Origin of the sequence: Paraburkholderia unamae (assembly GCF_003096875.1) — a bacterium.
Taxonomy (GTDB): domain Bacteria; phylum Pseudomonadota; class Gammaproteobacteria; order Burkholderiales; family Burkholderiaceae; genus Paraburkholderia; species Paraburkholderia unamae.
Genome location: NZ_QEOB01000002.1, coordinates 117,062 through 139,111 on the forward strand (window position 1 = coordinate 117,062; position 22,050 = coordinate 139,111).

Sequence of the window (22,050 nt, forward strand, 5' to 3'; positions counted from 1 at the left end):
CGGCGAGCGCGTGCGGGCCCGGCGACACGCGCGGCGTATCGTCCGGGGTGGGTCAGGGGAATCCAGTCAGGACAGGGGTGGGGCGCGCGCGTGAACGTGGCTTGCGGGCTCGACGAGGCGCACGCTGTCGAAGCGCGCGGCGATGCGAGCCTGCACGAGCCGCCCGACGAGCACCATGGCGGCGGGCACGCCGGGCATGACCGGCAGGTGCGCAAAGAGGCTGCAATAGCCGCAGTCCTGCATGTCGCCGGGTGCGGCGTGCATGCCTGTGTCGCTGTGTGCGCCGTGCGCGTGCTGCTGCATCGAAGGCATGCCGCAGGGCGCGCGTTCCGTCTCGCCCTGCGTCGTTTGTGCTGCTTGAGCGGCCAGCACATGCGATACCACGGGCGCGAGCGTCGCCATGAGGAGCGCAAGCGTCCCCAATAGACTGCCCAGCGTGAGATGGAATCGGCGCACGACGCGAAGCGTGATAAGGCGGAAAGGATCCGGGGATTATGCCACGCGCGCCATGTTCCCCGGATGCTGCTGTGCCCCGTGTTACCGCACAAACCGGTCGATCATGCGCGCAAGCCAACCGTGTGGCGCAACTCCTGATAGCTGCGCAGGCCCGCCACGCCAAGCTCGCGGCCAATGCCGCTCAGCCCGAAGCCGCCCCAGCAGACTTGCGGAAAGATCAACTGCGGCGTGTTGACCCACACGAGCCCGGCGCGCAGTTGCGCCTTGTAGCGGCGCGCGGCCTTCGCGTCGTTCGTCACCACGGTGGCCACCAGGCCATAGCGCGTGTCGTTGGCAAGAGCAATTGCTTCGTCATCCGAACGGAATGATTTCACGCATGCCACCGGTCCGAAGATTTCATCGGTCCAGAGCACGTTGTCTGCGGCAGGCTCCGCAATGACGACGGGCGCCATGAAGTAGCCTGCATGACAGGCGGCATCGAGCTTGCCCGCAAATGCAATCTGCGCGCCCGCTTCCACGCCCTGGCCAACGAGCGCCGCCACGCGCGCGTGTTGCGCGGCGCTGATGAGCGGACCCATCGCCGCTTGATCGGCGGGCGGAGCGACGACGAGCGCGCGCACCGCTGTTTCGAACGCGGCCATGAAACGGCGGTACACGTCGTCGTGCACGAGAATGCGCGCCGTCGCCGAACACATTTGCCCCGCATTCGCAAACGCGCCGCTTACGGCGAGCGAGACGGCCTGCGCCACGTCGGCGTCTTCGCGCACGATCAGCGCGGACTTGCCGCCCAGTTCGAGCGTGATGCGCTTCATGTCCTGCGCGGCGGCCTGCATGACCTTGCGGCCCGACGCCGTGCTGCCGGTAAACGAGATCTTGTCGACGAGCGGATGCGCCGTGAGCCACGTCCCCACTTCACCGCCGCCGTTGACCACATTCACTACGCCGTCCGGCACGCCGGCTTCGCTGACGATCTCCGCAAGCATGTGCTCGACGGGCGAGGTGAGTTCCGAGGGCTTGATGACCACGGCGCAGCCCGCCGCGAGGGCAGGGGCGAGCTTCCACGCGGTCGTGACCATCGGGAAATTCCACGGCACGATCAGCGCGGCGACGCCCACCGGCTCGTGCACGCGTTCGGCGAGCAATGTGTCGTCGGGCACCGCGACGGGCTCGGTGGCGAATACCGCGGCGTCCTCGCACAGGCTCGCGTAATAGTTGAAGGTCGCGGCCGCGTCGCTCACGTCGAGGTCGGCTTCGAACGGGGGCTTGCCGCTCACCTGCATCTGCATGGCCGCAAGGCGCGCGCGGTCGGCTTCGAGCAATTCGGCGATCTTGCGCAGCAGTCTGCCGCGCGCGGCCGGTGTGGTGTGCCGCCACGTAATGAGCGCGTCATGCGCGGCATGCACGGCGCGATCGACCAGTTCGGCGTTCGCGTGCTCCTGCCAGCCGATGGTGTCGCCGGTAGAGGCATTGCAGATGCGCGAGCACACTTCGCTATCGGCAACGGAAAAGGTTGCGCCCGCAATCGTTGCGGCGGGCAGCACGAAGGCATCGCCGTCGATCTGGCGCTCGGGATTCGTAGCCATGGTGTATCTCCTTGCGCTCTAGCGGTAAGCCACGCCCGGCATGACGCAGAGCATTTCAAAGGCGAGATTCGCGCCCACGAGCGCGGTCGTGCCGCTTTGATCGTAGGGCGGCGACACTTCCACGAGATCGGCGCCCACCACGTTGAGTCCTTTCATGCCGCGCACGATCTCCAGGCCCTGCTGCACGGTCAGACCGCCCACTTCGGGCGTGCCGGTGCCGGGCGCGAAGGCGGGATCGAGCCCGTCGATGTCGAAGCTCAGGTACACCGGCGTGTCGCCCACGCGCTCGCGCACCTCTGCCATGAGCGGTGCGAGCGAGCGGTGCCAGCAGGCCTCGGCCTGCACGACCGTGAAGCCCTGCTTACGGCACCAGTCGAAGTCCTCGGCGTGATAGCCGGTGCCGCGCAGGCCGATTTGCGTGACCTTGTCGCATTGCAGCAGGCCGTCTTCCACCGCGCGGCGAAACGGCGTGCCGTGCGCGATCTTTTCGCCGAACATGGTGTCGTTCACATCGGCGTGCGCGTCGATATGCACGACCGCGACCTTGCCGTACTGCTTGTGCAGCGCGCGCAGGATCGGCCATGCGATCGTGTGGTCGCCGCCGAGCGTGATGGGGCGGCAGCCGTTCGCGACAATGCGATCGTACGCGGCCTCGATGAGGCGGATCGAGTCCTTGAGGTCATACGGATTCGTTGCGACGTCACCGATATCGGCCACCTGCAACGAGTCGAACGGCGCGGCGCGCGTGGCCATGTTGTAGGGTCGCAGCAGCACCGATTCCGAGCGGATCTGGCGCGGCCCGAAACGCGTGCCGGATCGGTTCGAGGTGCCGATGTCGAGCGGCACGCCCACGAAGCAGACGTCGAGACCTTCGGTGGTCTCGGCCTGCGGCAGGCGCATCATCGTGGCGATGCCGCCAAAGCGTGGCATCTCGTTGCCGCCCAGCGGCTTGTTGAACTGGCGCTCCATCTGGCGAGTCTCCGATCGTTAGAGTCAAATCGATCGGGCGATGGTAGGGGAGATCCCGCGCGGCCAAATATGGAAGTTGAGATGTTTACATCGAAGGCGATCGATGTAAGCGCGTCCTTAAACGCGCGTTCAAACCGCGGCGTAGCCCCAGGCGACGAGCTCGCGCTTGGTGCGCACGCCGAGCTTCGCGAAGGCACGCTTCACGTACGACTCCGCCGTGGCCGCCTGCACGCCCAGGATCTGCGCGGCCTCGGGCACGGTCTTGCCGGTGATGAGGTGCGCACAGGTTTCGTATTCGCGTTTGGACAGGCGTATGCCGTCTGCCGCGATGCGTGCGTCGAACTGCGCGAGTGGATGCATGAACGGCGCCGCATGGGCAATGCGCCGCGCCGCGCTCGTGGAGGCGTGCAATTCGAGCAGGGGAAACAGAAACTCGCTCACGCTGCGAAAACGGTGCATTTCCACGAGCGAAAATGCTGGTTCGCGCAGTGCGCGTTCCAGGGCGATGGAGTGCTGGGCATGCCGCGTGCCGCGTGCGAGCACGCACTCGTGGGCAATGCGCGCCTCGTCGAACAGGCGCTGGCGGAACTCGCCGGGCGGAATCGCGCCGATGTCGCGCACCACGAGCATCGTGCCGATCTTGCCGCGTATGCCGGCAAAGAGCGGATCGCTTTCGTAGAAGCGGTCGTAGTAGAGCGTCATTACGTCCGAGATCGCGTCCGAATCCATTCCGACCCCGCCGCTGCCGATCCATTCGCAGCGAAAGCCCGTGGGCATCGTGTTGTCCGCGCGCGAGCGCTCGATATGCACGACGTTCACGGGCACGACCTCGTTGAGCAGCAGCGTGAGGCGCGGCACGAAATCGGGCGTGCCAACGGCCTCGATCACATTGCCGAGGGTCTTGAACGAGAGCGGAAAGTTGGGTTGATCGCGATTGGGCGGGGGTACGTTGAGCAGCATGGCGCGCCCCTTCGTATGAGCCGGCCCATTATAGCCCACGGATTCCGGCCGCCAAAAAGCCGGAAAAGGCGGCCCGGAGGGCGGCGCGCCGGTGGACGAAACATGGCGAAACGCTGCTTGTCCCCCCCGCGGGGGGGCATACCGCAGGCACGCCAGTCGGTAACTTTGGCGTCACCCAATCAACTGGAAGCGACGCAAATGAGCAAACTGATTCAGGACATCGTGCCGCTGGGCGCAGGTTTCGGCGAATTCACGAAGCTGGAGTTCGGCATGGACGAAAGCGACTGGCGCGCCGCCGAGGGCAAGAACGGCAACTACGTGATCGGCTGGTGGGAAGGCAAGATCGGAGCGGTGGACTTTCCGGCCACCACGGCCGACGAAGCGGTGTGGCTTGTCGAAGGCAAGGTCGCCTTGACCGACGCGCAAGGCGGACGCAAGGAATTCACGGCGGGCGAAGGCTATCTGCTGCCCGCGGGCTTCGCCGGCCGCTGGGAAACCATCGAGGACGCGAAGAAGTTCTACGTCGTGCTCGAACAGGCCTAACGCGAGCCGCCCCCTCCACGGACGGGGGCGGACCGGTCCCCCCCGTTTCATGCCGTGAAGAAAATGATGAGTACCCCTGTAGATATCGAAGTCGAACCGCCCCGACTGAAACCCGCTGCGCAGCGCCCGCCTGTTGCGCTTGGTGTGCAAGAGGCGCTGGCGCGCACGCGCTTCTTTCCGTACTGGCTCGACAATCCCGCCGAGCCGCCCACCGAGCCGAAGCTCGCCACCGACGTAGAAGCCGACCTGCTGATCGTGGGCGGCGGCTTCACGGGGCTGTGGGCGGCCGTGCAGGCGAAGGAGCAGATGCCGCATCTGAACGTGGTGGTGATCGAGGCGGGCAAGGTCGCGCACGGCGCGTCGGGCCGCGCGGGCGGCATTATTTCGACTTCGGTGATGCACGGCCTGCCCAACGCGGTGCGCGTGTTTCCGAACGACATCGAGCAACTGGAGGAGTTCGGCCAGCGCAATCTCGACGGCTTCGAGGAAACGCTCGCGCGCTACGGTATCGACGCCGACATCGAATGGAACGGTGAAATGACCGTGGCCGTCGACCCGGACCATATCGAGCACCTGCGCGGCGACTACGAACTGCACAAGCGTTACGGGCACGACGTCGTGCTGCTCGGGCGCGAGGCGACGCGCGAGCAACTCGATTCGCCCTTGTTCGCGGGCGCGCTGTGGTCGCGCAACCGCAGCGGCATCGTGCATCCGGCCAAGCTCGCCTGGGGCCTCAAGCGCGCGGCGCTTTCACTCGGCGTGAAGATTTACGAGCACACGCCGCTTATCGAGGTTGCCGACGAGGGCGCGAGCGTCCACGTGAAAACGCCCCACGGCAGCGTGCGCGCGCCGCGTGTGCTGTTTGGCAGCGGCACGGCGAAGGTTGGCATTCCTGATATCAACCGGCGGGTGTTGCAGGTGCGCGACCACGTGCTCGCCACCGAACCGCTCACCGACGAACAGTTGGCGCGCATCGGCTGGAAGAACCGCCAGGGCATTTACGACACGCGCACACAGCTCAACTATTTCCGCCTGACGAAGAACAACAACATCATCTTCGGCGGTCTGGTGAGCTACCACTTCGACGGCGACCCCAACCCGCCGCAGGACGAGAAGGCCGAAACCTATTATCGGCTGGCGCAGGCTTTCTACCGCACCTTCCCGCAGCTTGGCGACGTGCGCTTCTCGCACGCCTGGGGCGGCCCGATCGACTACTGCTCGCGCGGCTCCGTGTTCGCGAAACGCTACCTGAACGACAAAGCCGTTTTCGTGGCGGGTTATACGGGCTTCGGCGTGGCCGCGAGCCGCTTTGGCGCCTACATGGGCCTGAACATTCTCTTCGACCGCAAGAGCCCCGAGCGCGCGCTCGATATCGCCAGCCTCAGCCCGACCTATATCCCGCCGGAGCCGGTGCGCTGGCTGGCCGCGAAGGTCACGTTCCACGCCTTTGACGGCGCGGACGCCGAAGGCGGCTGGAAACGCGCGTGGATCAAGGGCATCAAGGCGATGGGCTTTCCAATGTGAGCAGCATGTTCTCCAATACTTCCGATCTCGATCTGCGGCTCATCCGCGTTTTTCTCGCCGTGGTGGACGCGCGCGGCATCACGGCCGCCGAAGCGACACTGGGCGTGCGGCAGTCCACCATCAGCACGCAGCTTTCCGCGCTGGAGGCCCGCGTGGGCTTCAAGCTGTGCGAGCGCGGGCGCGGCGGCTTTCGCCTGACTTCGAAGGGCGAGCGCTTCGTGCCTTCGGCGCGCGCACTCGTTGCGGCCACAACTGAATTTGTCGCGCGGGTGCGCGATATCGACCGCAAGCTGGTCGGCACGCTCGGCATCGGCCTGATCGGGCAGGCTTCTCATGTGGAGAATGTGCGGCTTGCGGAGGCCATCGGCGCGTTTCGCAAGCGCGATCAGGCGGTGCGTTTCACGATGAAGGTGGCCGCGCCCCAGGAACTCGAAGAAAGCCTCGTCAACAACCAGCTCGACATTGCGATCGGCTATTTCTGGCACCGCGTGGCCGGCCTCGACTACACGGAGTTGTTCAGCGAGCGTCAGGTGCTGTGCTGCGGGCGCGGGCATGCGCTTTTCCATGACGCGCCGCACGTCAACACCGGCAACCTGCGCGAGCACGACTGGGTTTGGCGCAGCTATCCGATTCCCGAGGAGCTTGCGGGCATTGGCGAGCGTCAGGTCACCGCGATCGCCGACAGCATCGACGCGGCCACGGTCCTGATCCTCTCGGGCAGTCATATCGGCTATCTGCCGGCGCATCACGCCGAACCGTTCGAGCAGCGCGGCCTGATCCGCGCGCTCGGGCGCACGACCTTCGGCTTCGATGTGCCGATGCATCTGGCCGTCAAGCGCAGCGCCACTGAAAAGCCCATCGTACGTGCGTTTTGCGACGATCTGCTCAACGTCTACGGGCAGCATGCGGCTGCGTCCGAAGCGCTGGCGCAATAGCGGAGCGGCGCGCGCCATGCATTGGCTGAGCGTGATGTAAACGTAGGGAATCCAGAATAATTAATCGACCATGATCGATTAAAGTGGACATGAGATGTTGAAAACGCGCTGACTGCAACGGCGCGCAATGGAGTGAGACAATGAGCGACAACGGCATTACCCAGATCGAGACCTTCGGTTTCGAACGCATTCCCGATGCGTCGCGCTATGCGCGTCCCATCGATCTCTTCCGGCTGCTGTTCGGCGGCTGCAATACCTTTTCGACTTCGGTGCTGGGCAGCTTTCCCGTGCTCGTCGGCCTCTCGTTCAAGGCGGGCGTATGGTCCATCTTGCTCGGTGTGCTCGCGGGCACCTGCATTCTCGCGCCCATGAGCCTGTTCGGCCCGCGCAACGGCACGAGCGACCCCGTATCGTCGGGCGCGCACTTCGGCATACACGGGCGGATCGTGGGATCGTTTCTCGCGCTGCTCACGTCGATCGCGTTTTTCGCGCTCGCCGTGTGGAGTTCCGGCGACGCGCTCGTGGGCGGCGCGCACGATATGGTCGGCGTGCCCGTCAACACCTGGACGCTCGGCAGCGCCTACATGGTGTTTGCCGTGCTCGTGGTGGTGGTGTGCATCTACGGCTTTCGCTTCATGCTGTGGGTGAACAAGATCGCCGTATGGGCCGCGAGCGTCATGTTCGTGGTGGGCGCATTCGCGTTCGCCGGTGCGTTCGATTCCGGCTACGCGGGCACGCTGCATCCCGGCGGCGCGGGTTTCTGGGTGGCCTTCGTGAGCGCCGTGCTCGTGGCGTTGAGCAACCCCGTATCGTTCGCTTCGACGCTTGGCGACTGGGCGCGCTACATCCCGCGCAACACGCCGCGCCACCGCGTGATGGGCGCCGTGTTCGCCGCGCAGATCGCGACCTTCGTGCCGTTCTTCTTCGGCCTCGTCACGGCCACGATCATCGCGACGAAAGCGCCGAACTATATCGCCTCTAACGACTATGTGGGCGGCTTGCTGGCCGTGTCGCCCCGCTGGTTCCTGCTGCCCACGTGCCTCATCGCGATCATCGGCGGCATGTCCACGGGCACGACCGCGCTGTACGGCACCGGCCTCGACATGTCGAGCATGTTCCCGAAACTGCTCAACCGCGTGCGCGCGACCATGCTGATCGGCACACTCGCCATCGGCTTCATCTTTATCGGCCGCTTCGCGTTCAATCTCGTCGAGAGCGTGTCCACGTTCTCAACGCTGATCTGTACGTTCAGTTGCCCGTGGATGGCGATCATGGTGATTGGCTTCGTCACGCGGCGCGGCCACTATCTCGCCGACGACCTCCAGGTTTTCAATCGCGGCGGCCGGGGCGGTCACTACTGGTTCACGCACGGCTGGAACCTGCGGGCGATGGGCGCGTGGCTGCCGGCGGCGTTTCTCGGCCTCGCGTTCGTGAATCTGCCGGGGCAGTTCGTCGGTCCGCTGGGTTCGCTGGCGGGTGGCCTCGACTTGAGCGTTCCCGTTTCCTTGCTGGTGGGCGGTGCGATCTATATCGTACTGCTCACGATGTTCCCGGAACCGGATGCGGTGTACGGTCGAGAAGGACGTCGCTTCGTGCGCGCCTCGCGCGGGCAAGTCGTGGCCGCGGCTCATGCGCCACGCATGCACACGGCGCACCATGTGGGCGCAGTGCAGGACCTGCAACGCGAGCCGGAATACGCCGAATAAGCGGCAAGGGCGCTCGCCTCGCACGAGGCGAGCGCGCATGTGCGGCACCGCACACTGCGTGCGATCGCATTGGCGCACGATGTCGCGATCCTTCGACTCTCCCGAGCGGCGCGCGATGAGACCCGTTGACGACGTGCGGCACCGAAACTTCGGCTGGCTCAAGGGGTTGCTGCTCGCGGCGGCTGCGTTGGCCGTTAGCGCGAGCACCCCGGCACTCGCGCAAACGTCTGCAAACGTCGGCATGATCTGGACGGCGACGTTGCCCGGCCATCCCACCTTGCTGCTGCTGCCGACCATCCATAACCTCGCGCACGAAGACCCGCGCATCGACGCGACGCTTGCCTCGCTCGCCGGCAGCGTGCGCGCCATCGCGCTCGAAGCGCCGATGGCACTGAATGCGCAACGCGTCGCGATGATCCGGCAAGATGCCGCGTTGCCGCCCGACGACAACCTCACGAATCACATGAAGACGATGAGTCCCGCCGCGCTCGCGCAGTGCGCGCGCGACAGCCACTTCGACATCGTGAAGTTTCTTCAGCTCAAGCCGTGGGTGGCGGCCGCCGCGATCGATGCCTGGCGCACGAATACGGTGCCTGGCGGGCGGCGTGACGCCGGGGCGCCAATCGCCCAACGTCCCGGCATCGACATGCGCCTCGAGGCGCTCGCGTTGAAGCAGCATATTCCGCTCATCTATCTGGCCGGCTTCGACGCGGAACTGCATCTGCTCGACGGTATTCCCGCGCGCGCCCAGGAGGCCTTGCTGGTATCGTCGTGCGCGGCCTTTCACGGCACGCCGCCGGGCAGCGTGTCGTCCTAAGTGCTGGAACGTGCGTGGATCGATGCCGACGGCAGCGTATTCGAGCGCATCTCCACGCAGCAGGCGCCGGGCGAGAGCGACGCGCATTTCGAGGCGACGCGCTACGTCATGCTGGAGGGCACGCGCATTTTCGCGGCCACGCTCGCGCGCGACGACTATTTCCACGGCAAGGGCGCAATTCTCGTTGCGGTCGGCGCGAGCCACTACTTCGGCGAGGAGTCGCTGATCGATCGACTTCGCCGAGCGGGCTATACGGTGACGCCGCCGCAGCACCCCGCCATTGTGAGCAGCCGGTAAGTGCGCAGGCCGCGCGTGTGGCCGGTAAAGCGACGCGTGTAAGATCACGGCTTTTCCGCACCGCGTAAGGAGTCGATCTTGCTTCGTTCACTCGTGAGACTGTGTGCCGGTGCGCTGCTGATCGTTGCGGCCGCAAGCATGCCCGCTGTCGCGGCCGAACAGCCGGGCGCCGCCGATGAGCAGATACGCGACGCGGCGCTCGCCTTCATGAACGAGAACGGCATTCCCGGTCTCGCGATTGCGGTGGCCGTGAACGGCAAGGAGCGCTTCTACAACTTCGGCGTGGCTTCGAAGGAAACGGGCGAGCCTGTCACGAACACCACGCTCTTCGAACTCGGCTCGATGAGCAAGACCTTGCTCGCCACGCTCGCCGCGTGGGCGCAGGTGAACGGCAAGCTCTCGCTCGACGCCCCGGTAAGCGACTATCTGCCCGAGATGCGCGGCACGCCGTTCGGCGCGCTCACGCTCGTGAATCTCGGCACGCACACGGGCGGCGGCTTCCCGTTGCAGGTGCCCGACGAAGTGACGAACGACGAACAACTCACAGCGTGGCTCAAGGCATGGCGTCCGCGCTATCCCGCAGGCACGCAGCGCACCTACGCGAACCCGAGCATCGGCATGCTCGGGCGCATCACGGCGAAGCAACTGGGCATGAGCTATGCCGATGCGGTGGAGAAGACGCTTTTTCCCAAGCTCGGGCTCGCGCACACGTATATCCGGGTGCCGCCCGGCGAGCGCGCGGCCTATGCGCAGGGCTACGACAGCAAGGACATGCCGGTGCGTCTGAGCCCTGGTGTGCTCGCCGACGAAGCCTATGGCGTGAAATCGGATACGCGCGACATGTTGCGCTTTCTCGAAGCGAACCTGGGGCAGGTGGCGCTCGAACCGGAGATGCAGCGCGCGCTCGAAGCGACGCACACGGGCTATTTCCGCGCGGGCCCGTTCATTCAGGATCTGGTGTGGGAGCAGTATGCGGAGCCGGTCGCCCTGAACGATCTCGTGAAGGGCAACGCCAATGTCATGGTGCTGGAGGACAACCCGGCCACGGCGTTGAAACCGCCTTTGCCGCCGCAGAGCGAGGCGCTACTCAACAAGACGGGCGCGACCAATGGCTTTGGCGGCTATCTCGTGTTCGCGCCGGCGCGCAAGACCGCCATCGTCATTCTCGCGAACCGCAATCATCCGACCGAGCCGCGCGTAAGGTTCGCTTATCGTCTGCTGGAACTGGTGCAGGGCGCGGCGGCGCATTGAGGCCCACCGAAATTGAGGCCCATTGAAGCGCGGTTACGCCGAATCGCTCGTCGCACGCGTGTTGCGTTTCGCGGCGGGCGTGATCTCCGCATTGCCGCCTTCGCCCGTGCGCCGCTGTAGCCCGCTCACCGCAGCCGTGAGCCCGCGCCCGCCGGGGTTGTTGCGCAACTTGAACGTCAGACCCTGGCGTTGCGCAATGCGCGCGACGATCGAAAGCCCCAGCCCGCTGCCGGTGCCCTGCGCATGATCGCCGCGAAAGAAGCGGTCGAGCACGCGTTCGAGATCGGCCTCGGGAATGCCGGGGCCGTTGTCCACCACCTCGAAGCCGAACGTGTCCTGCGCGCGCGTGAGCACGAGGTCGATCTTGCCGCCCGAGGGCGTGTGGCGGATCGCGTTGTCGAGCAGATTGTTCAGCAAGGTGTTGAGCCCGTGCGGGTCGGCGCTCACGTTGCAGATGTCCTCGGGCGTGACGGGCGGGCGCGACTCCAGGCCGAGGTCGATGCCTTTTTCCTCGGCGAGCAGCGAGAAGTCGCCGATCGCCTGTTCGCCCAGCCGCCGCAGGCTCACGATCGCCGAGGGGGCGCTTGCCTGCGCGTCTTCGCGGGCGAGCGTGAGCAACTGCTGCACGAGGCGGATCGTGCGGTTCAGGCGCGTTTGCATGCGTTCGAGCGTGCGCGGCTCGCCGCTGAGCGTGCCGTCGTGCAGCGCCGCCTGCCATTGCAACTTGAGCGCGGCGAGCGGCGAGCGCAGCTCGTGCGCCGCGTCGGCGATAAAGGTGCGCTGCGCCTGCGAGGCCGCGTTCAGGCGATCCAGCAGATCGTTGAGCGCCTCGACGAGCGGACGCAACTCCACGGGCACCGAGCCGTCCAGGCGCAGCGGTTCGAGCGCATGGACCGAGCGCGCGGCGAGCAGCGTCGAAAGCCCGCGCACCGGCGCGAGTCCGCGCGTCACGACGAACAGCACGAGCACGATCGCCACGGGCACGAGCAGCGCGAGCGGCCACAAGGTGTGCAGCGCGAGATGCAGCGCCAGCGTATCGCGCACGGAAATGGGTTGCGCGACCTGCACGAAGCGCTCGGGCTGCGCGAGGCCGAACACGCGCCAATGCACCTCGTCGTGCTCGATCGTGCGAAAGCCCGTGGCCTGGCGCGGCAGCGTGGGCGTTTCCTGCGAGTGGTAGATGAGCTTGCCGTCGCGGTCCCAGATCGCAATGAGAATGCGGTCGTCGGCAATTTCGTCGAAGCCGGGGCCGGACTGTTCCACCTCGCGTGCCGTCGCGACGTTCGCGGGCATGGAAAGCGCCACGGCGTGCAGTTCGTAATCGAACAGCTCACCGGCTTCTTCGCGCGCCGTGTGGAAAATGCCGATGCCCGCCACCACCGAGGCGGCAGCGAAGCCGCAGATGAGCCAGCCGAGCAGGCGCCGGCGGATCGAGTTCATTCGGACCTCTTGAGCCGGTAGCCCACGCCGCGCACGGTCACGATCTGGTCGGCGCCGATCTTGCGGCGCAGGCTGTGCACGTGCACTTCGATCGCGTTGCTGCCCACTTCCTCGCCCCAGCCATACATGCGCTCTTCGAGCTCGGCCTTCGTGAACACGCGCGCGGGCTGCTCGATCAGCACATGCAACAGAGCGAATTCGCGTGGCACGAGCGCAACCGGCTGACCTTCCTTCGTCACTTCATGCGCGGCGGGGTCGAGCGCGAGGTCGCCGTGCGCATAGACGGGCTGCTTCTGGCCCGTGCGCCGGCGCAGCAGCGCGCGGGCGCGGGCGGCCAGTTCGTCGAGGTCGAAAGGCTTGATGAGGTAGTCGTCGGCGCCGGCGTCGAGCCCGGCGATGCGGTCCGTCACCGAGTCGCGCGCGGTCAGGATCAGCACGGTCGCCTCGCCGCCCTTGCGGCGGTAGCCGTTGAGCACCTCGATGCCGTCCTTTTTCGGCAGTCCGAGATCGAGCAGCACGAGGTCGTACACGTCGTTGTCGAGCGAAAGCTCCGCCTCCCGCCCGTCGCGCGCCCAGTCAACGGCATGGCCTTCGCGGCGCATCGAATCGAGCACCGTTTCGGCAATCATCTCGTCGTCTTCCACCAGCAACAGGCGCATCGCTCGCTCCCCGATTTTTCAACCTCTCATTGTCGCTCATCCCGGCTTAACCGGTGCTTAAGTCACTCGCCAGTCGCCGGCCTGGGCGTTCCGGCCCCGCGTACGAGCAGCACGCGCAGCAGGGCGGGAAGCACGAGCAGCACGAGCGGCATCTGCACGATCAGCCCCGAGATGATTGCCACGGCGAGCGGCTGCTGCATGGCGGAACCCTGGCCGAGCGCGAAGGCGAGCGGCAGCAGCGCGAGAATCGCGGCGATGGTGGTCATCGCGATCGGCCGCAGGCGGTTGCGGCCCGCGGCGAGCAGGGCGTCATCGACCGTATGGCCTTCGTCGCGCACGAGTCCCTGGAACTCCGAAACATAGAAGATCGCCACTTCGGTCACGATCCCCACGATCATCGTCATGCCCATCATCGCGGAGATGTTGAGCTCGATCCCCGTGATCCACAGTCCGATGAACACCGCACCCGTGGCGAGCAGCGGCATGGCCATGACCGCGAGCGCCACGCGAAAGCGTTCGTAGAGAAAGAGCAGCAAGCCGAACACGAGCGCGACAGCTGCGCCGAACACCGCGAGCAGCCCCTTGAACGCGATTTGCTGCTGCTGGTAAAGACCGCCCAGCTCGTAGTAGACGCCTGCGGGCAGTAGGCCCGGTTCGCCGAGCACGCGCTGTACGTCCGCGATGGTCGAGCCGAGGTCGCGACCTTCGATGCGCGCGGTCACGGCCGCCATGCGCTTGAGATTATCGCGGCTGATTTCGGGCTGCCCCGACACGGCGACGCGATCCGCCACGCGCGCAAGCGCGAAGATGTGGCCATCGGGCGCGCGGATCGGCAAGCGGCTCAGTGCCGTGTCGGTGAGGTGCGCCGCGTCCTGCGCGCGCACGCGCACGCCGATGGTTTTCGGGCCGCTCTGGAATTGCGTGGCCACGTTGCCGTCGAGCAGGTCGTTGACCTGCTGCGCGATGGCTTGCGGGTCCATGCCCTCGGCGGCGGCCGCATCGGGGCGGATATGCAGGTCGATCGCGTCGCCCGCGGGATTGATGCCGTCGTTCACATCCACGATGCCGTTGATCTTCGCGATGCGCGCGGCCACGTGCCGGGCGGTGCCGTCCAGCACGTTCTGGTCGTCGGAATAGATCTTGATCTGCACGGGCTGCGGCACAGCGGTCAGGTCGCCGATCAGGTCCTCCATCAACTGCGCGAGTTCCACGCTCACGCCGGGCACCTGGCTTTCGATGCGCGAGCGGACTTCCTCCATCACGGTGTCGATGGGTTCGCGCGAGCCGGATTTGAGGCGCACGAAAAAGTCGCCCTTGTTCGGCTCGTTGAGGTCGCCGCCGAGCCCCGCGCCCGTGCGCCGCGACCACGTCTGCACGTTCGGGTTCGCGCGCAGGATGGCTTCGATCTGGCGCATGAGCCGGTCGGTTTCGGTGATCGAAGTGCCGGGGCGCGTGTGATAGTCGAGCACGAAGCCGCCTTCGTCCATCGAAGGCATGAAGCCGCTGCCCACGCGCGTGAAGGCGAGCGCGGCGAGCAGCGCGAGCGGCACGAGGCCTGCGAGCACCCATGCGGGCCGCGCACTCACGCGTGCGACGAGCTTCGCATAGCCGCGATTGAGCCACGCCGCGAAGCGCGTTTCCGTGTGCTCCTGCGCGTCCGTGGATGTGAGCCAGCGATCGCAGAGAATCGGAATGGCAAGCCACGTGACGATGAACGAAATAAACAGCGCGCTCGCCATCGTCACGGAAAGCGCCTTGAAAAACGCACCCGTCACGCCCGAAAGAAACGCGAGCGGCACGAAGATCACAAGCGTGGCCGCTGAGGAACCCGCGAGCGGCCGCGTGAATTCGAGCGCGGCGCTCATCACGCGGCCGTGGAAGGCGTGCTCGCCCGCTTCGCGCATGCGCCGCGAGATATGCTCGATCATCACAATGGCGTCGTCGATCACGAGGCCCACCGCCGCCGCCATGCCGCCCAGCGTCATGATGTTGAAGCCCATGCCGAACACGTCGAGCAGCAGGATGGTCGCCGCCATCACCACGGGCACCAGCGCGACGGCAATCAGCGTGACTTTCAGATTGCGCAGGAATACGAATAGTGTGAGCGCCGCGAGCACCACGCCGATCATGATCGCGTCGCGCACGCTCGTGGCGGAGGCAATGACGAGCTCGCTCTGGTCGTACCAGTTGGCGAGATGCACGCCTGCGGGCATGTGCTGGCCGAAGTCGGCGAGGCGCGCGCGAATGGCCTTCGCCATTGCCACGCTGTTCGCGCCCGGCTGCTGATAGATGTTGACGAGCACCGCATCCTGGCCGTCAGCCGTCACGCGTATCCATTGCGGCACGACGCCGCGCGCCACCGTGGCGACGTCGCGCAGACGCACCTGGCCGCCGCCCGCTGGCGCGGCCACCACCACGTTCCCTAGCGCGTCGAGGCCGTCGATGGCGGTGTTGGCGACGACGAGATAGAGCTTGTCGTGGTCTTCGAGCCGGCCCGTCGCCATCAGCACGTTGCCCGCGCCGATGGCGCGCGAAACGTCCGCGACCGAGAGCTTGTGCGCGGCGAGCCGCGCGGGATCGACCGCGACTTCGAGTTCGTCGCGCGCACCGCCCGCCACCTCCACGCGCGCCACGCCCTCGACCGAGGAAAGCAGCGGGCGCAACTGGAACTGCGCGAGATCGTAAAGTTGTGCGAGGCTTTGCCGCTGCGAGGTGAGGCTGTACGCGAGCACCGGGAACACCGTCGGGTCCATGCGGCGCACCTGCATGGTCGTGCCCGGCGGCAGGCTCGCGAGGATCTCGGCAATGGCCGACTGCGCTTGCAGCGTGGCCTGCGCCATGTCGGTGCCCCAGTCGAAGTTCAGCGAAATCTCGGCGCTGCCCCGGCTCGTGCGCGACTCCACGTCGCGCACGTTCGGCACGCGCCGCAGGGCTTCTTCGACGGGCATTGTGACGAGCGTCGCCATCTGTTCGGCGGGGCGGTCGCCCGCGTCGAGCGAGACCACGGCGCGCGGAAACGACACGTTGGGAAAGAGCGAGATGGGCAGGCGCAGCGCGGTAAGCGCGCCGGCGATCGCGGCGAGCGCGATCACGAACAGCAGCGAGCGCCGGTGGCGCTGCATCCAGAGGCCGAAATTCATTGTGCGCCGCCTTTGGTCATGCGCACCGCCATGCCTTCTTCGAGCTCATAGTTGCCGCTCACCACGAGCGGGCGCGAGGCGTCGAGCGCGCCGTCCACGCCGTACCAGCCGTCGCGTTCGACTTCCATCTGCACGGCCACGCGGTGTGCCTTGCCCGCGGGCGTCACCTGGAAAACATAGTGTCCTTTGGAGTCCTGTAGAACGGCGGCGCGCGGCACGTTCCACCAGTTGCCGGGGCGCGTTTCGATATCGGCGCGCACGTGCATGCCGGGCATGAAGGGCGCGCCCGTGAACGGCACGCTCGCGCCGACATTGACGAGCTGGCTTTGCGCATCGATCGCGGCGCCGACCAGCACGATCTGGCCGGCCGCGCCCGCGTTGCCGATCGATGCGGAAAGCGCGTGCAGCACGACGCGGTCGCCTGCGTGTATCGTCAGCGCGTCCGCGGGTTCCACGCCGAGCGAGACGTTCGCGGCGCGTCCCGCACCGGCGTTCGCGGGCACGAATTGCGCGAGCGCGGCGCCGGCCTGCACCTGGTCGCCTTGGGCGGCGGAGATCTGCGACACCACGCCGGCCGAGGGCGCAACAAGTGTTTTGCTTCCCTGCGTCACGCCCGAGCGGGTTTGCGCGGCAAGCGCCGCGCGCGCATCGTCGAGCGCCTTGCGCGCCGTCGCCAACTGCGATTGCGTGGCGAGACCGTCGCGGTAGAGCGCCTCGGTGCGATCCAGTTCGCCGCGCGCGAAGGTCGCCTCGCTTTGCGCCTGGCTCAATGCAATGACGGCGCCGGCGTCGGCCTCGACCACGAAAAGCGGCGCGCCGCGCGCAACGCTTTGCCCCGGTTGCGCGAGCACGCGCATCACGCGCGCCGTGTAGGGCAGGCTCAACGTGGTGATATTCGCGGCAGCGGCGCTCACCACGCCATAGGCCTCGATTTGCTGTGCGATGGGCTTGCGCGCCACGGGCGCGACGACGACGGCGACGGAGACGGGCTCGTCAGCGAGCGCGGGCGAAAGCGTCGTGGCCACGGCGGCGAGGAGCGCGGCGGCGCGAAGAAGGAGCGGTCGTCTTGGCATGGGGGTCAACGGTTGGCGATGGGGGGCGTCGTGGCGGAGGCAGGGTCCGGAATCGCGCTGCCGAGCAGGGCTTGCAGCCCGACACGCTGTTCCGCAAGCGACTCGCGCAGCGTGGCGACGTCGATTGCGCGCGCGAGCGCGGCAGACTGCGCGTCCGTGTACTGGCCGAGCGTGATGCTGCGCGCCGTGTAGGCGTCGTGGGCACGCTCCGCGCTGCGCTGCAAGGGCGGCAGCGAGGCCTCGGCGTCGGCAAGCTGGCGGGCGATGATCGCGCCGTTCGCGCGCAGGTGCGCCGTGTCGGCCACGGCGGCGTTCAAGCGCGTCTGGTATTCGTCCGCGAGGCGCGTGCGCGTGGCCTGCTCGATCGCGATGTTGCCGCGATTGCGATTGAAGATGGGCAGGCTCAGGCTGATCTGGAAGCCGCTCGTGTAGATCTCCGAAGTATCGCGCGCACGCACGAAGCCCACGGAAAGACTGGGAAACTGGTTGAGGATCGCCGCGCGATACTTCGCTTCCTGCGCTTCGTAACCCGCCTTCAGCGCGAGCAGGTCGGGGCGGCGCGCGGGCAGCGCGGCCATGGCCGCATCGACGGTCGCATCGGGCGTCGGCGCGATCGTATCGAGCGCATCGAGCGCATCCGGTCCCACGAGCGGCAGTTCGACATCGGGCGCGAGGCCGAGCAGCGCGTTCAGGTCGTGGCGGGTTTGCTCGCGCGCGAGTTGCATGTCCGCGTATTGCTTGCGCGCGTCTTGCAGCGAGACGAGTGTGCCGGCAACGACATCCGCGGTCACGTTGTGGGCTTGCGCGGCACGCTCGGTACGCTCATGGCGCATGCGCGCCAGTTCTTCCTGCTGCGCAAGCAGCGGCAGCACGGCGTCCTGATAGCGCGCCTTGACGAACAACTGGCGCGCTTGCGCCACGACCTGCCACTCTTGCCAGAGCAGGCCGAGATCGGTTTTGTGCACGGTGGCTTCGGCCGAATGCAGGTTGGCGCTGCGCGTGACGAGCGCCATCACGTCCATGCTCAAGCCGTAGCTGAATGCGCGAGACAGGCCGAGCTGACCCGGATAGTCGCTGGAAATCGCGACCTGCGGGTCCGGCAGCAAGCCCGCCGAATAGGCCTGGGCCTGCGCGATGCCGAGATCGTCGCGTGCGAGCCTGAGGTCGGGATTGTTCGCGACCGCGAGCATGGCGACGTCTTCGATGTCGAAGCCGTTTGCCGGGTCGAAGCGGTGCGCGGCCAGCTCGGGCAGCGGCATGGTCGCGGGATCGATCTGCACGCGCGCGAGCGCATTCGCGTCGATCAACGACGCGTGCGAGGCCAACGGTTGCGCGCGATACGTGGTGCAGCCGGTGAGCGTCGCGGCGAAACAGACGGCGCAGGCGGCGGCCAGCGCAACGCCGCGCGCGCGCGCCGGCGGGCAGGGCAGCAGGCGGGGCAAGGGGACTCCTGGCACAAGGCAAAAAGCGTGGCGGAAACACACGGCGCAGGGTATGCATACGCCAGGTTGAATGCCGCGGATTGTGCAGGGGTAACCCTTAGGTAACGCTTAAGTCACGCTCGCGCGTGTTGGGCATTGACTTCGCATTTGCGCGGGGTCAGTGCGCTGCGCGAGCGTAATGTGGCGACGTCGCACCGGCTTCAGTCGAGCAATTTCAGCACGTCGTCGTAGAGCGCGCGCGGCACCTTCACGCCTTCGCGTTCGCTGCGCTCGCGCGCTTCGAAGCGGCGCTGCGACGGCAGGCGCGCGCCTTGCACCGTGATGGCGTCGAACAGTTGCTCGGCGCGCGCCTGACCGGCCGCATGACCGTCGCCGCCAAAGCGGTGCGGGTCGATGGCGATGACGAGTTCGCCGTGACAGGGGCTCGCGCCCGCGCCGCCGTCGAACGCTTGCGACTCCATGCTCGTGAGGTCGCCGATCAGCGCGCCCGCGAGCAACTCGATCATGGCCGCGAGCGCCGACCCCTTGTGGCCGCCGAATGTCTGCATCGCGCCTTCCAGCGCGGCGTGCGCGTCGGTGGTCGGCTGGCCTTCGCTGTCGAGCGCCCAGTGCGGCGGAATGGACTTGCCCTCGCGCGCGTGCAGCTCGATGTCGCCGCGCGCGATCGCGCTGGTCGCGAAGTCGAACACGAACGGCAGGCCGCCTTCGCGCGGCCACGCGAACGCCAGCGGATTCGTGCCGAACACGCCGCGCGTGCCGCCCGCAGGTGCGACCCAGCTATGGCTCGGGTTCATCGCGAGGCCCACGAGACCGTGCGCGGCGATGGCTTCGACTTCCGGCCAGAGCGCGGAGAAGTGGAAGCAGCGGTTGATCGCCATCGCCGCTATGCCCTGGCTGCGCGCCTTCTGTGCGAGCACGGGCAGGCCGGTTTCGAAGGCGAGCAGGGAGAAGCCGTAGTGCGCGTCGACGGCCAGCACGCCGGGCGCGATGTCGCGCAGCGTGGGTTCGGCGCGCGCGTCGACCTTGCCGCTCTTGAGCGAGCGCGCGCAAACGAGCAGGCGGTAGATGCCGTGCGAGTGGCATTCATCGCGCTGGCCCTGGGTGATGACGCGCGCGATGGCCGCGGCATGCGCTTCGGACATGCCGTGCCGCAGCAGCACGTTGCGCGCGAGCGCGAAGACTTCGTCGAGCGTGAGAACGACGTGCGTGGACGTGTCAGTCATGGTGGTGGGTGTCGATATCGCGTGGCCTGCAAAAAAACAAACCGGGCCCTGGCGGCCCGGTTTCGCGTGGTGCAATGCGTTGGGCTTAGAGGCCCACGTCCGGCAGGGCGGGGCGCGTGGCGAGCGCCTTTTCGACCACGGCCTTCACGTGCGCGAGCGCTTCGCCTTCGAGCGCGAGGCGCGGCGGGCGCGTGATCGCGCTGCCGCGGCCGACGAGCTCCTCGCACAGCTTGATGCACTGCACGAGGTCGGGGCGCGCGTCGAGGTGCAGGAGCGGCATGAACCAGCGATACAGCGCGAGCGCTTCGTCGAAACGCTTTTGCTTCGCGAGGCGGAAGAGCGTTTCGCCTTCCTTCGGGAACACGTTCGACATGCCCGAGACCCAACCCTGCGCGCCCACGGCCACGCTTTCGACCACCACGTCGTCAAGGCCGGCGAACAGCACGAAGCGGTCGCCCACGGCGTTGCGCAAGTCGATGAAGCGGCGCGTGTCGCCCGAGGAGTCCTTGAAGCAGACGATATTTTCGCAATCCTGAAGAGCGATCAGGATGTCCGGCGTCACGTCGTTCTTGTAGATCGGCGGGTTGTTGTAGACCATCACCGGCACGTCGGTGCTCGAAGCCACGGCGCGGAAATGCGCGGCCGTTTCGTGCGGCTTCGACGAATACACGAGGGCGGGCATGACCATCACGCCGTCCACGCCCACGCGCGCCGCTTCCTTCACGGTCTGACGCGCGAACTCGGTGGTGAATTCGGCAATACCGGCGATCACGGGCACCTTGCCACCGGCGGCGTCGCGCGCGGCCTCGATCACGGCAAGCTTTTCGTTCGTCGCGAGCGAAGTGTTCTCGCCGACGGTGCCGCACACCACGAGGCCCGACACGCCGTCCTTGACGAGATTGCTCACCACCCGGTGCGTGGCGTCGATATCAACCGAGAAGTCCGCCTTGAACTGGGTGCTGACGGCGGGAAACACCCCGCTCCACTGGATAGCGCTCACTGTGACTCACTCCTTGAATACGTAGCGGCTCGCGCCGGTACCTGTTGAATATGAGTGGAGTATCGCTGTCCAAATCGTCCGGCGCTTGAGGGCTTTCGCACCTCAAAGAGACGAAATCTGCATAGTCTCGCGCGGCCCAGGGTGAACCCTGGGAAAATCGCCGGAAAGCTCAGCCGCGCGGCGTTGCGCCGCCCTCGGGCGCTTGCAGCAGCGCGCGGTACTGGCTCGGGGTGATGCCCACCGTGGCCTTGAATTGCCGCGTGAACGCGCTGTGATCGTTATAGCCGCATTGCGTGGCGATGTCGGTGATGCTCAGGTCGCTCGCGAGCAGCACGGAGGCCGCGTCGAGCCGTGTTTTCAGCAGCATCTGGCGCGGCGTGAGGTGAAAGATCTTGTGGAAGTAACGCTCGATCTGCGCGACCGACATGTTGATGAGTTTGGCCAGGTGCGCGAGCTTGAGCGGTTGCGCATAGTTGTCCTGGATGTACTTCGCCGCGACCGCGAGCCGCTGATAGGCGGGATGCGTGCCTTCGGCGGCCTGCAAGTCGCGCGAAATGCCGGCCACGCCCAGCACGCGGCCCTGCGTGTCGTGCAGCGGCACCTTGGATGTGAGGCACCAGCCCGGATGCCGCCCGGGATATAGATGCAGTTCGAGTTGATCGATGAGGCGGCTGTCGAGCCGCACGACGGCCTGGTCCTGTGCGGTGTAGCTGTGCCCGAAGCGCGAGGGAAACACCTGTTCGGCCGTCTTGCCGACGAGGGCGCGCTTGTCCTTGAAACCGCAGCGCGCGGCGAGCGTGGTGTTCGCGATCACGTAGCGCGCTTCGTGATCCTTCACGAAGAACACCACGTCCGGCATGGCGTCGAACAGCGGTTCGAGCATGGCGAAATGCGCGACCATCTGCGCAAACGTGGCGTTTTCGAGGGTGGCGGGCAGGACCAGTTCGGGCATCGCGAAGCGCGCGGAGCGATAGACGGGAAACCGCTATTGTGCCGTCTCGCGCGCGCTGGCGCATCCGCGATCAATAACCC

At 66.7% G+C, this 22,050-nt stretch carries 17 protein-coding genes and 1 pseudogene; 6 read left to right on the forward strand and 12 right to left on the reverse strand.

Annotated elements, in window-relative coordinates; translation table 11 throughout:
- Positions 1-66: 66 nt before the first annotated feature.
- The 4 genes from C7402_RS04460 to C7402_RS04475 form a co-directional block, all read right to left on the reverse strand.
- Positions 67-456 carry a DUF2946 domain-containing protein gene (locus tag C7402_RS04460; protein ID WP_116609753.1) on the reverse strand — a complete coding sequence of 130 codons (390 nt, stop codon included), beginning with the start codon at positions 454-456 and terminating at the stop codon, positions 67-69.
- 101 nt (positions 457-557) lie between these two features.
- Positions 558-2,039, reverse strand: a complete 1,482-nt coding sequence (locus C7402_RS04465; protein WP_116609754.1) for an aldehyde dehydrogenase family protein — start codon at positions 2,037-2,039, stop codon at positions 558-560.
- An 18-nt stretch (positions 2,040-2,057) separates the two neighbouring features.
- Positions 2,058-3,008, reverse strand: coding sequence for an agmatinase (gene speB, locus C7402_RS04470; protein WP_116609755.1), 951 nt, complete (start codon positions 3,006-3,008; stop codon positions 2,058-2,060).
- Positions 3,009-3,137: 129 nt separating this feature from the next.
- Positions 3,138-3,968 carry a helix-turn-helix transcriptional regulator gene (locus C7402_RS04475; protein WP_112169666.1) on the reverse strand — a complete coding sequence of 277 codons (831 nt, stop codon included), beginning with the start codon at positions 3,966-3,968 and terminating at the stop codon, positions 3,138-3,140.
- A 198-nt stretch (positions 3,969-4,166) separates the two neighbouring features.
- On the opposite strand from C7402_RS04475, the gene C7402_RS04480 reads away from it, so the two are divergent.
- From C7402_RS04480 to ampC, 6 genes and pseudogenes are all read left to right on the forward strand, one after another.
- The gene (locus C7402_RS04480; protein ID WP_116609756.1) at positions 4,167-4,511 is read left to right on the forward strand and encodes a cupin domain-containing protein; all 345 of its coding nucleotides are present in this window, start codon (positions 4,167-4,169) and stop codon (positions 4,509-4,511) included.
- A 66-nt stretch (positions 4,512-4,577) separates the two neighbouring features.
- On the forward strand, positions 4,578-6,035 hold the full coding sequence (locus C7402_RS04485; protein ID WP_244314739.1) for an NAD(P)/FAD-dependent oxidoreductase: 1,458 nt from the start codon (positions 4,578-4,580) through the stop codon (positions 6,033-6,035).
- Between the two features lie 5 nt (positions 6,036-6,040).
- A complete protein-coding gene (locus tag C7402_RS04490) occupies positions 6,041-6,970 on the forward strand; it encodes a LysR family transcriptional regulator (RefSeq protein WP_112169663.1) in 930 nt (309 codons plus the stop codon).
- Between the two features lie 140 nt (positions 6,971-7,110).
- Positions 7,111-8,676 (forward strand): purine-cytosine permease family protein, encoded by a 1,566-nt coding sequence (locus C7402_RS04495; RefSeq protein WP_116609758.1) that lies wholly within the window; start codon positions 7,111-7,113, stop codon positions 8,674-8,676.
- 241 nt (positions 8,677-8,917) lie between these two features.
- A pseudogene (locus C7402_RS47590) lies at positions 8,918-9,790 on the forward strand (TraB/GumN family protein).
- Positions 9,791-9,868: 78 nt separating this feature from the next.
- Complete coding sequence (ampC, locus tag C7402_RS04510; protein ID WP_208948887.1) at positions 9,869-11,041, forward strand: class C beta-lactamase; 1,173 nt, start codon at positions 9,869-9,871, stop codon at positions 11,039-11,041.
- Positions 11,042-11,074: 33 nt separating this feature from the next.
- On the opposite strand, the gene C7402_RS04515 is transcribed toward ampC, so the two are convergent.
- The 8 genes from C7402_RS04515 to C7402_RS04550 form a co-directional block, all read right to left on the reverse strand.
- A complete protein-coding gene (locus C7402_RS04515) occupies positions 11,075-12,481 on the reverse strand; it encodes an ATP-binding protein (protein ID WP_112169660.1) in 1,407 nt (468 codons plus the stop codon).
- Entirely contained in the window at positions 12,478-13,140 is a 663-nt protein-coding gene (locus C7402_RS04520) for a response regulator (RefSeq protein WP_116609761.1), read from the reverse strand. The genes C7402_RS04515 and C7402_RS04520 overlap by 4 nt, the downstream gene beginning before the upstream one ends.
- A 62-nt stretch (positions 13,141-13,202) precedes the next feature.
- Positions 13,203-16,280, reverse strand: coding sequence for an efflux RND transporter permease subunit (locus C7402_RS04525; RefSeq protein ID WP_116609762.1), 3,078 nt, complete (start codon positions 16,278-16,280; stop codon positions 13,203-13,205).
- Entirely contained in the window at positions 16,277-17,353 is a 1,077-nt protein-coding gene (locus tag C7402_RS04530; RefSeq protein ID WP_116609763.1) for an efflux RND transporter periplasmic adaptor subunit, read from the reverse strand. Before C7402_RS04530 ends, C7402_RS04525 begins: the two co-directional genes overlap by 4 nt.
- 5 nt (positions 17,354-17,358) lie before the next feature.
- Positions 17,359-18,795, reverse strand: a complete 1,437-nt coding sequence (locus C7402_RS04535) for a TolC family protein (RefSeq protein ID WP_224042792.1) — start codon at positions 18,793-18,795, stop codon at positions 17,359-17,361.
- Positions 18,796-18,995: 200 nt separating this feature from the next.
- Positions 18,996-20,018: an Ldh family oxidoreductase gene (locus tag C7402_RS04540; protein ID WP_116609764.1), complete on the reverse strand. Its 1,023-nt coding sequence runs from the start codon at positions 20,016-20,018 to the stop codon at positions 18,996-18,998.
- A gap of 85 nt (positions 20,019-20,103) precedes the next feature.
- Positions 20,104-21,018 (reverse strand): dihydrodipicolinate synthase family protein, encoded by a 915-nt coding sequence (locus tag C7402_RS04545; RefSeq protein ID WP_112169655.1) that lies wholly within the window; start codon positions 21,016-21,018, stop codon positions 20,104-20,106.
- A 169-nt stretch (positions 21,019-21,187) separates the two neighbouring features.
- Positions 21,188-21,970, reverse strand: coding sequence for an AraC family transcriptional regulator (locus C7402_RS04550; RefSeq protein WP_224042789.1), 783 nt, complete (start codon positions 21,968-21,970; stop codon positions 21,188-21,190).
- Between the last annotated feature and the right edge of the window lie 80 nt (positions 21,971-22,050).

Coding starts and splice junctions, on each gene's coding strand:
- C7402_RS04475 (WP_112169666.1), bottom strand. CDS start 3,968: ATGCTGCTCAACGTACCCCCGCCCAATCGCGATCAACCCAACTTTCCG.
- C7402_RS04550 (WP_224042789.1), bottom strand. CDS start 21,970: ATGCCCGAACTGGTCCTGCCCGCCACCCTCGAAAACGCCACGTTTGCG.
- C7402_RS04525 (WP_116609762.1), bottom strand. CDS start 16,280: ATGAATTTCGGCCTCTGGATGCAGCGCCACCGGCGCTCGCTGCTGTTC.
- C7402_RS04490 (WP_112169663.1), top strand. CDS start 6,041: ATGTTCTCCAATACTTCCGATCTCGATCTGCGGCTCATCCGCGTTTTT.
- C7402_RS04520 (WP_116609761.1), bottom strand. CDS start 13,140: ATGCGCCTGTTGCTGGTGGAAGACGACGAGATGATTGCCGAAACGGTG.
- C7402_RS04465 (WP_116609754.1), bottom strand. CDS start 2,039: ATGGCTACGAATCCCGAGCGCCAGATCGACGGCGATGCCTTCGTGCTG.
- speB (WP_116609755.1), bottom strand. CDS start 3,008: ATGGAGCGCCAGTTCAACAAGCCGCTGGGCGGCAACGAGATGCCACGC.
- C7402_RS04480 (WP_116609756.1), top strand. CDS start 4,167: ATGAGCAAACTGATTCAGGACATCGTGCCGCTGGGCGCAGGTTTCGGC.
- C7402_RS04530 (WP_116609763.1), bottom strand. CDS start 17,353: ATGCCAAGACGACCGCTCCTTCTTCGCGCCGCCGCGCTCCTCGCCGCC.
- C7402_RS04540 (WP_116609764.1), bottom strand. CDS start 20,018: ATGACTGACACGTCCACGCACGTCGTTCTCACGCTCGACGAAGTCTTC.
- C7402_RS04495 (WP_116609758.1), top strand. CDS start 7,111: ATGAGCGACAACGGCATTACCCAGATCGAGACCTTCGGTTTCGAACGC.
- C7402_RS04485 (WP_244314739.1), top strand. CDS start 4,578: ATGAGTACCCCTGTAGATATCGAAGTCGAACCGCCCCGACTGAAACCC.
- C7402_RS04515 (WP_112169660.1), bottom strand. CDS start 12,481: ATGAACTCGATCCGCCGGCGCCTGCTCGGCTGGCTCATCTGCGGCTTC.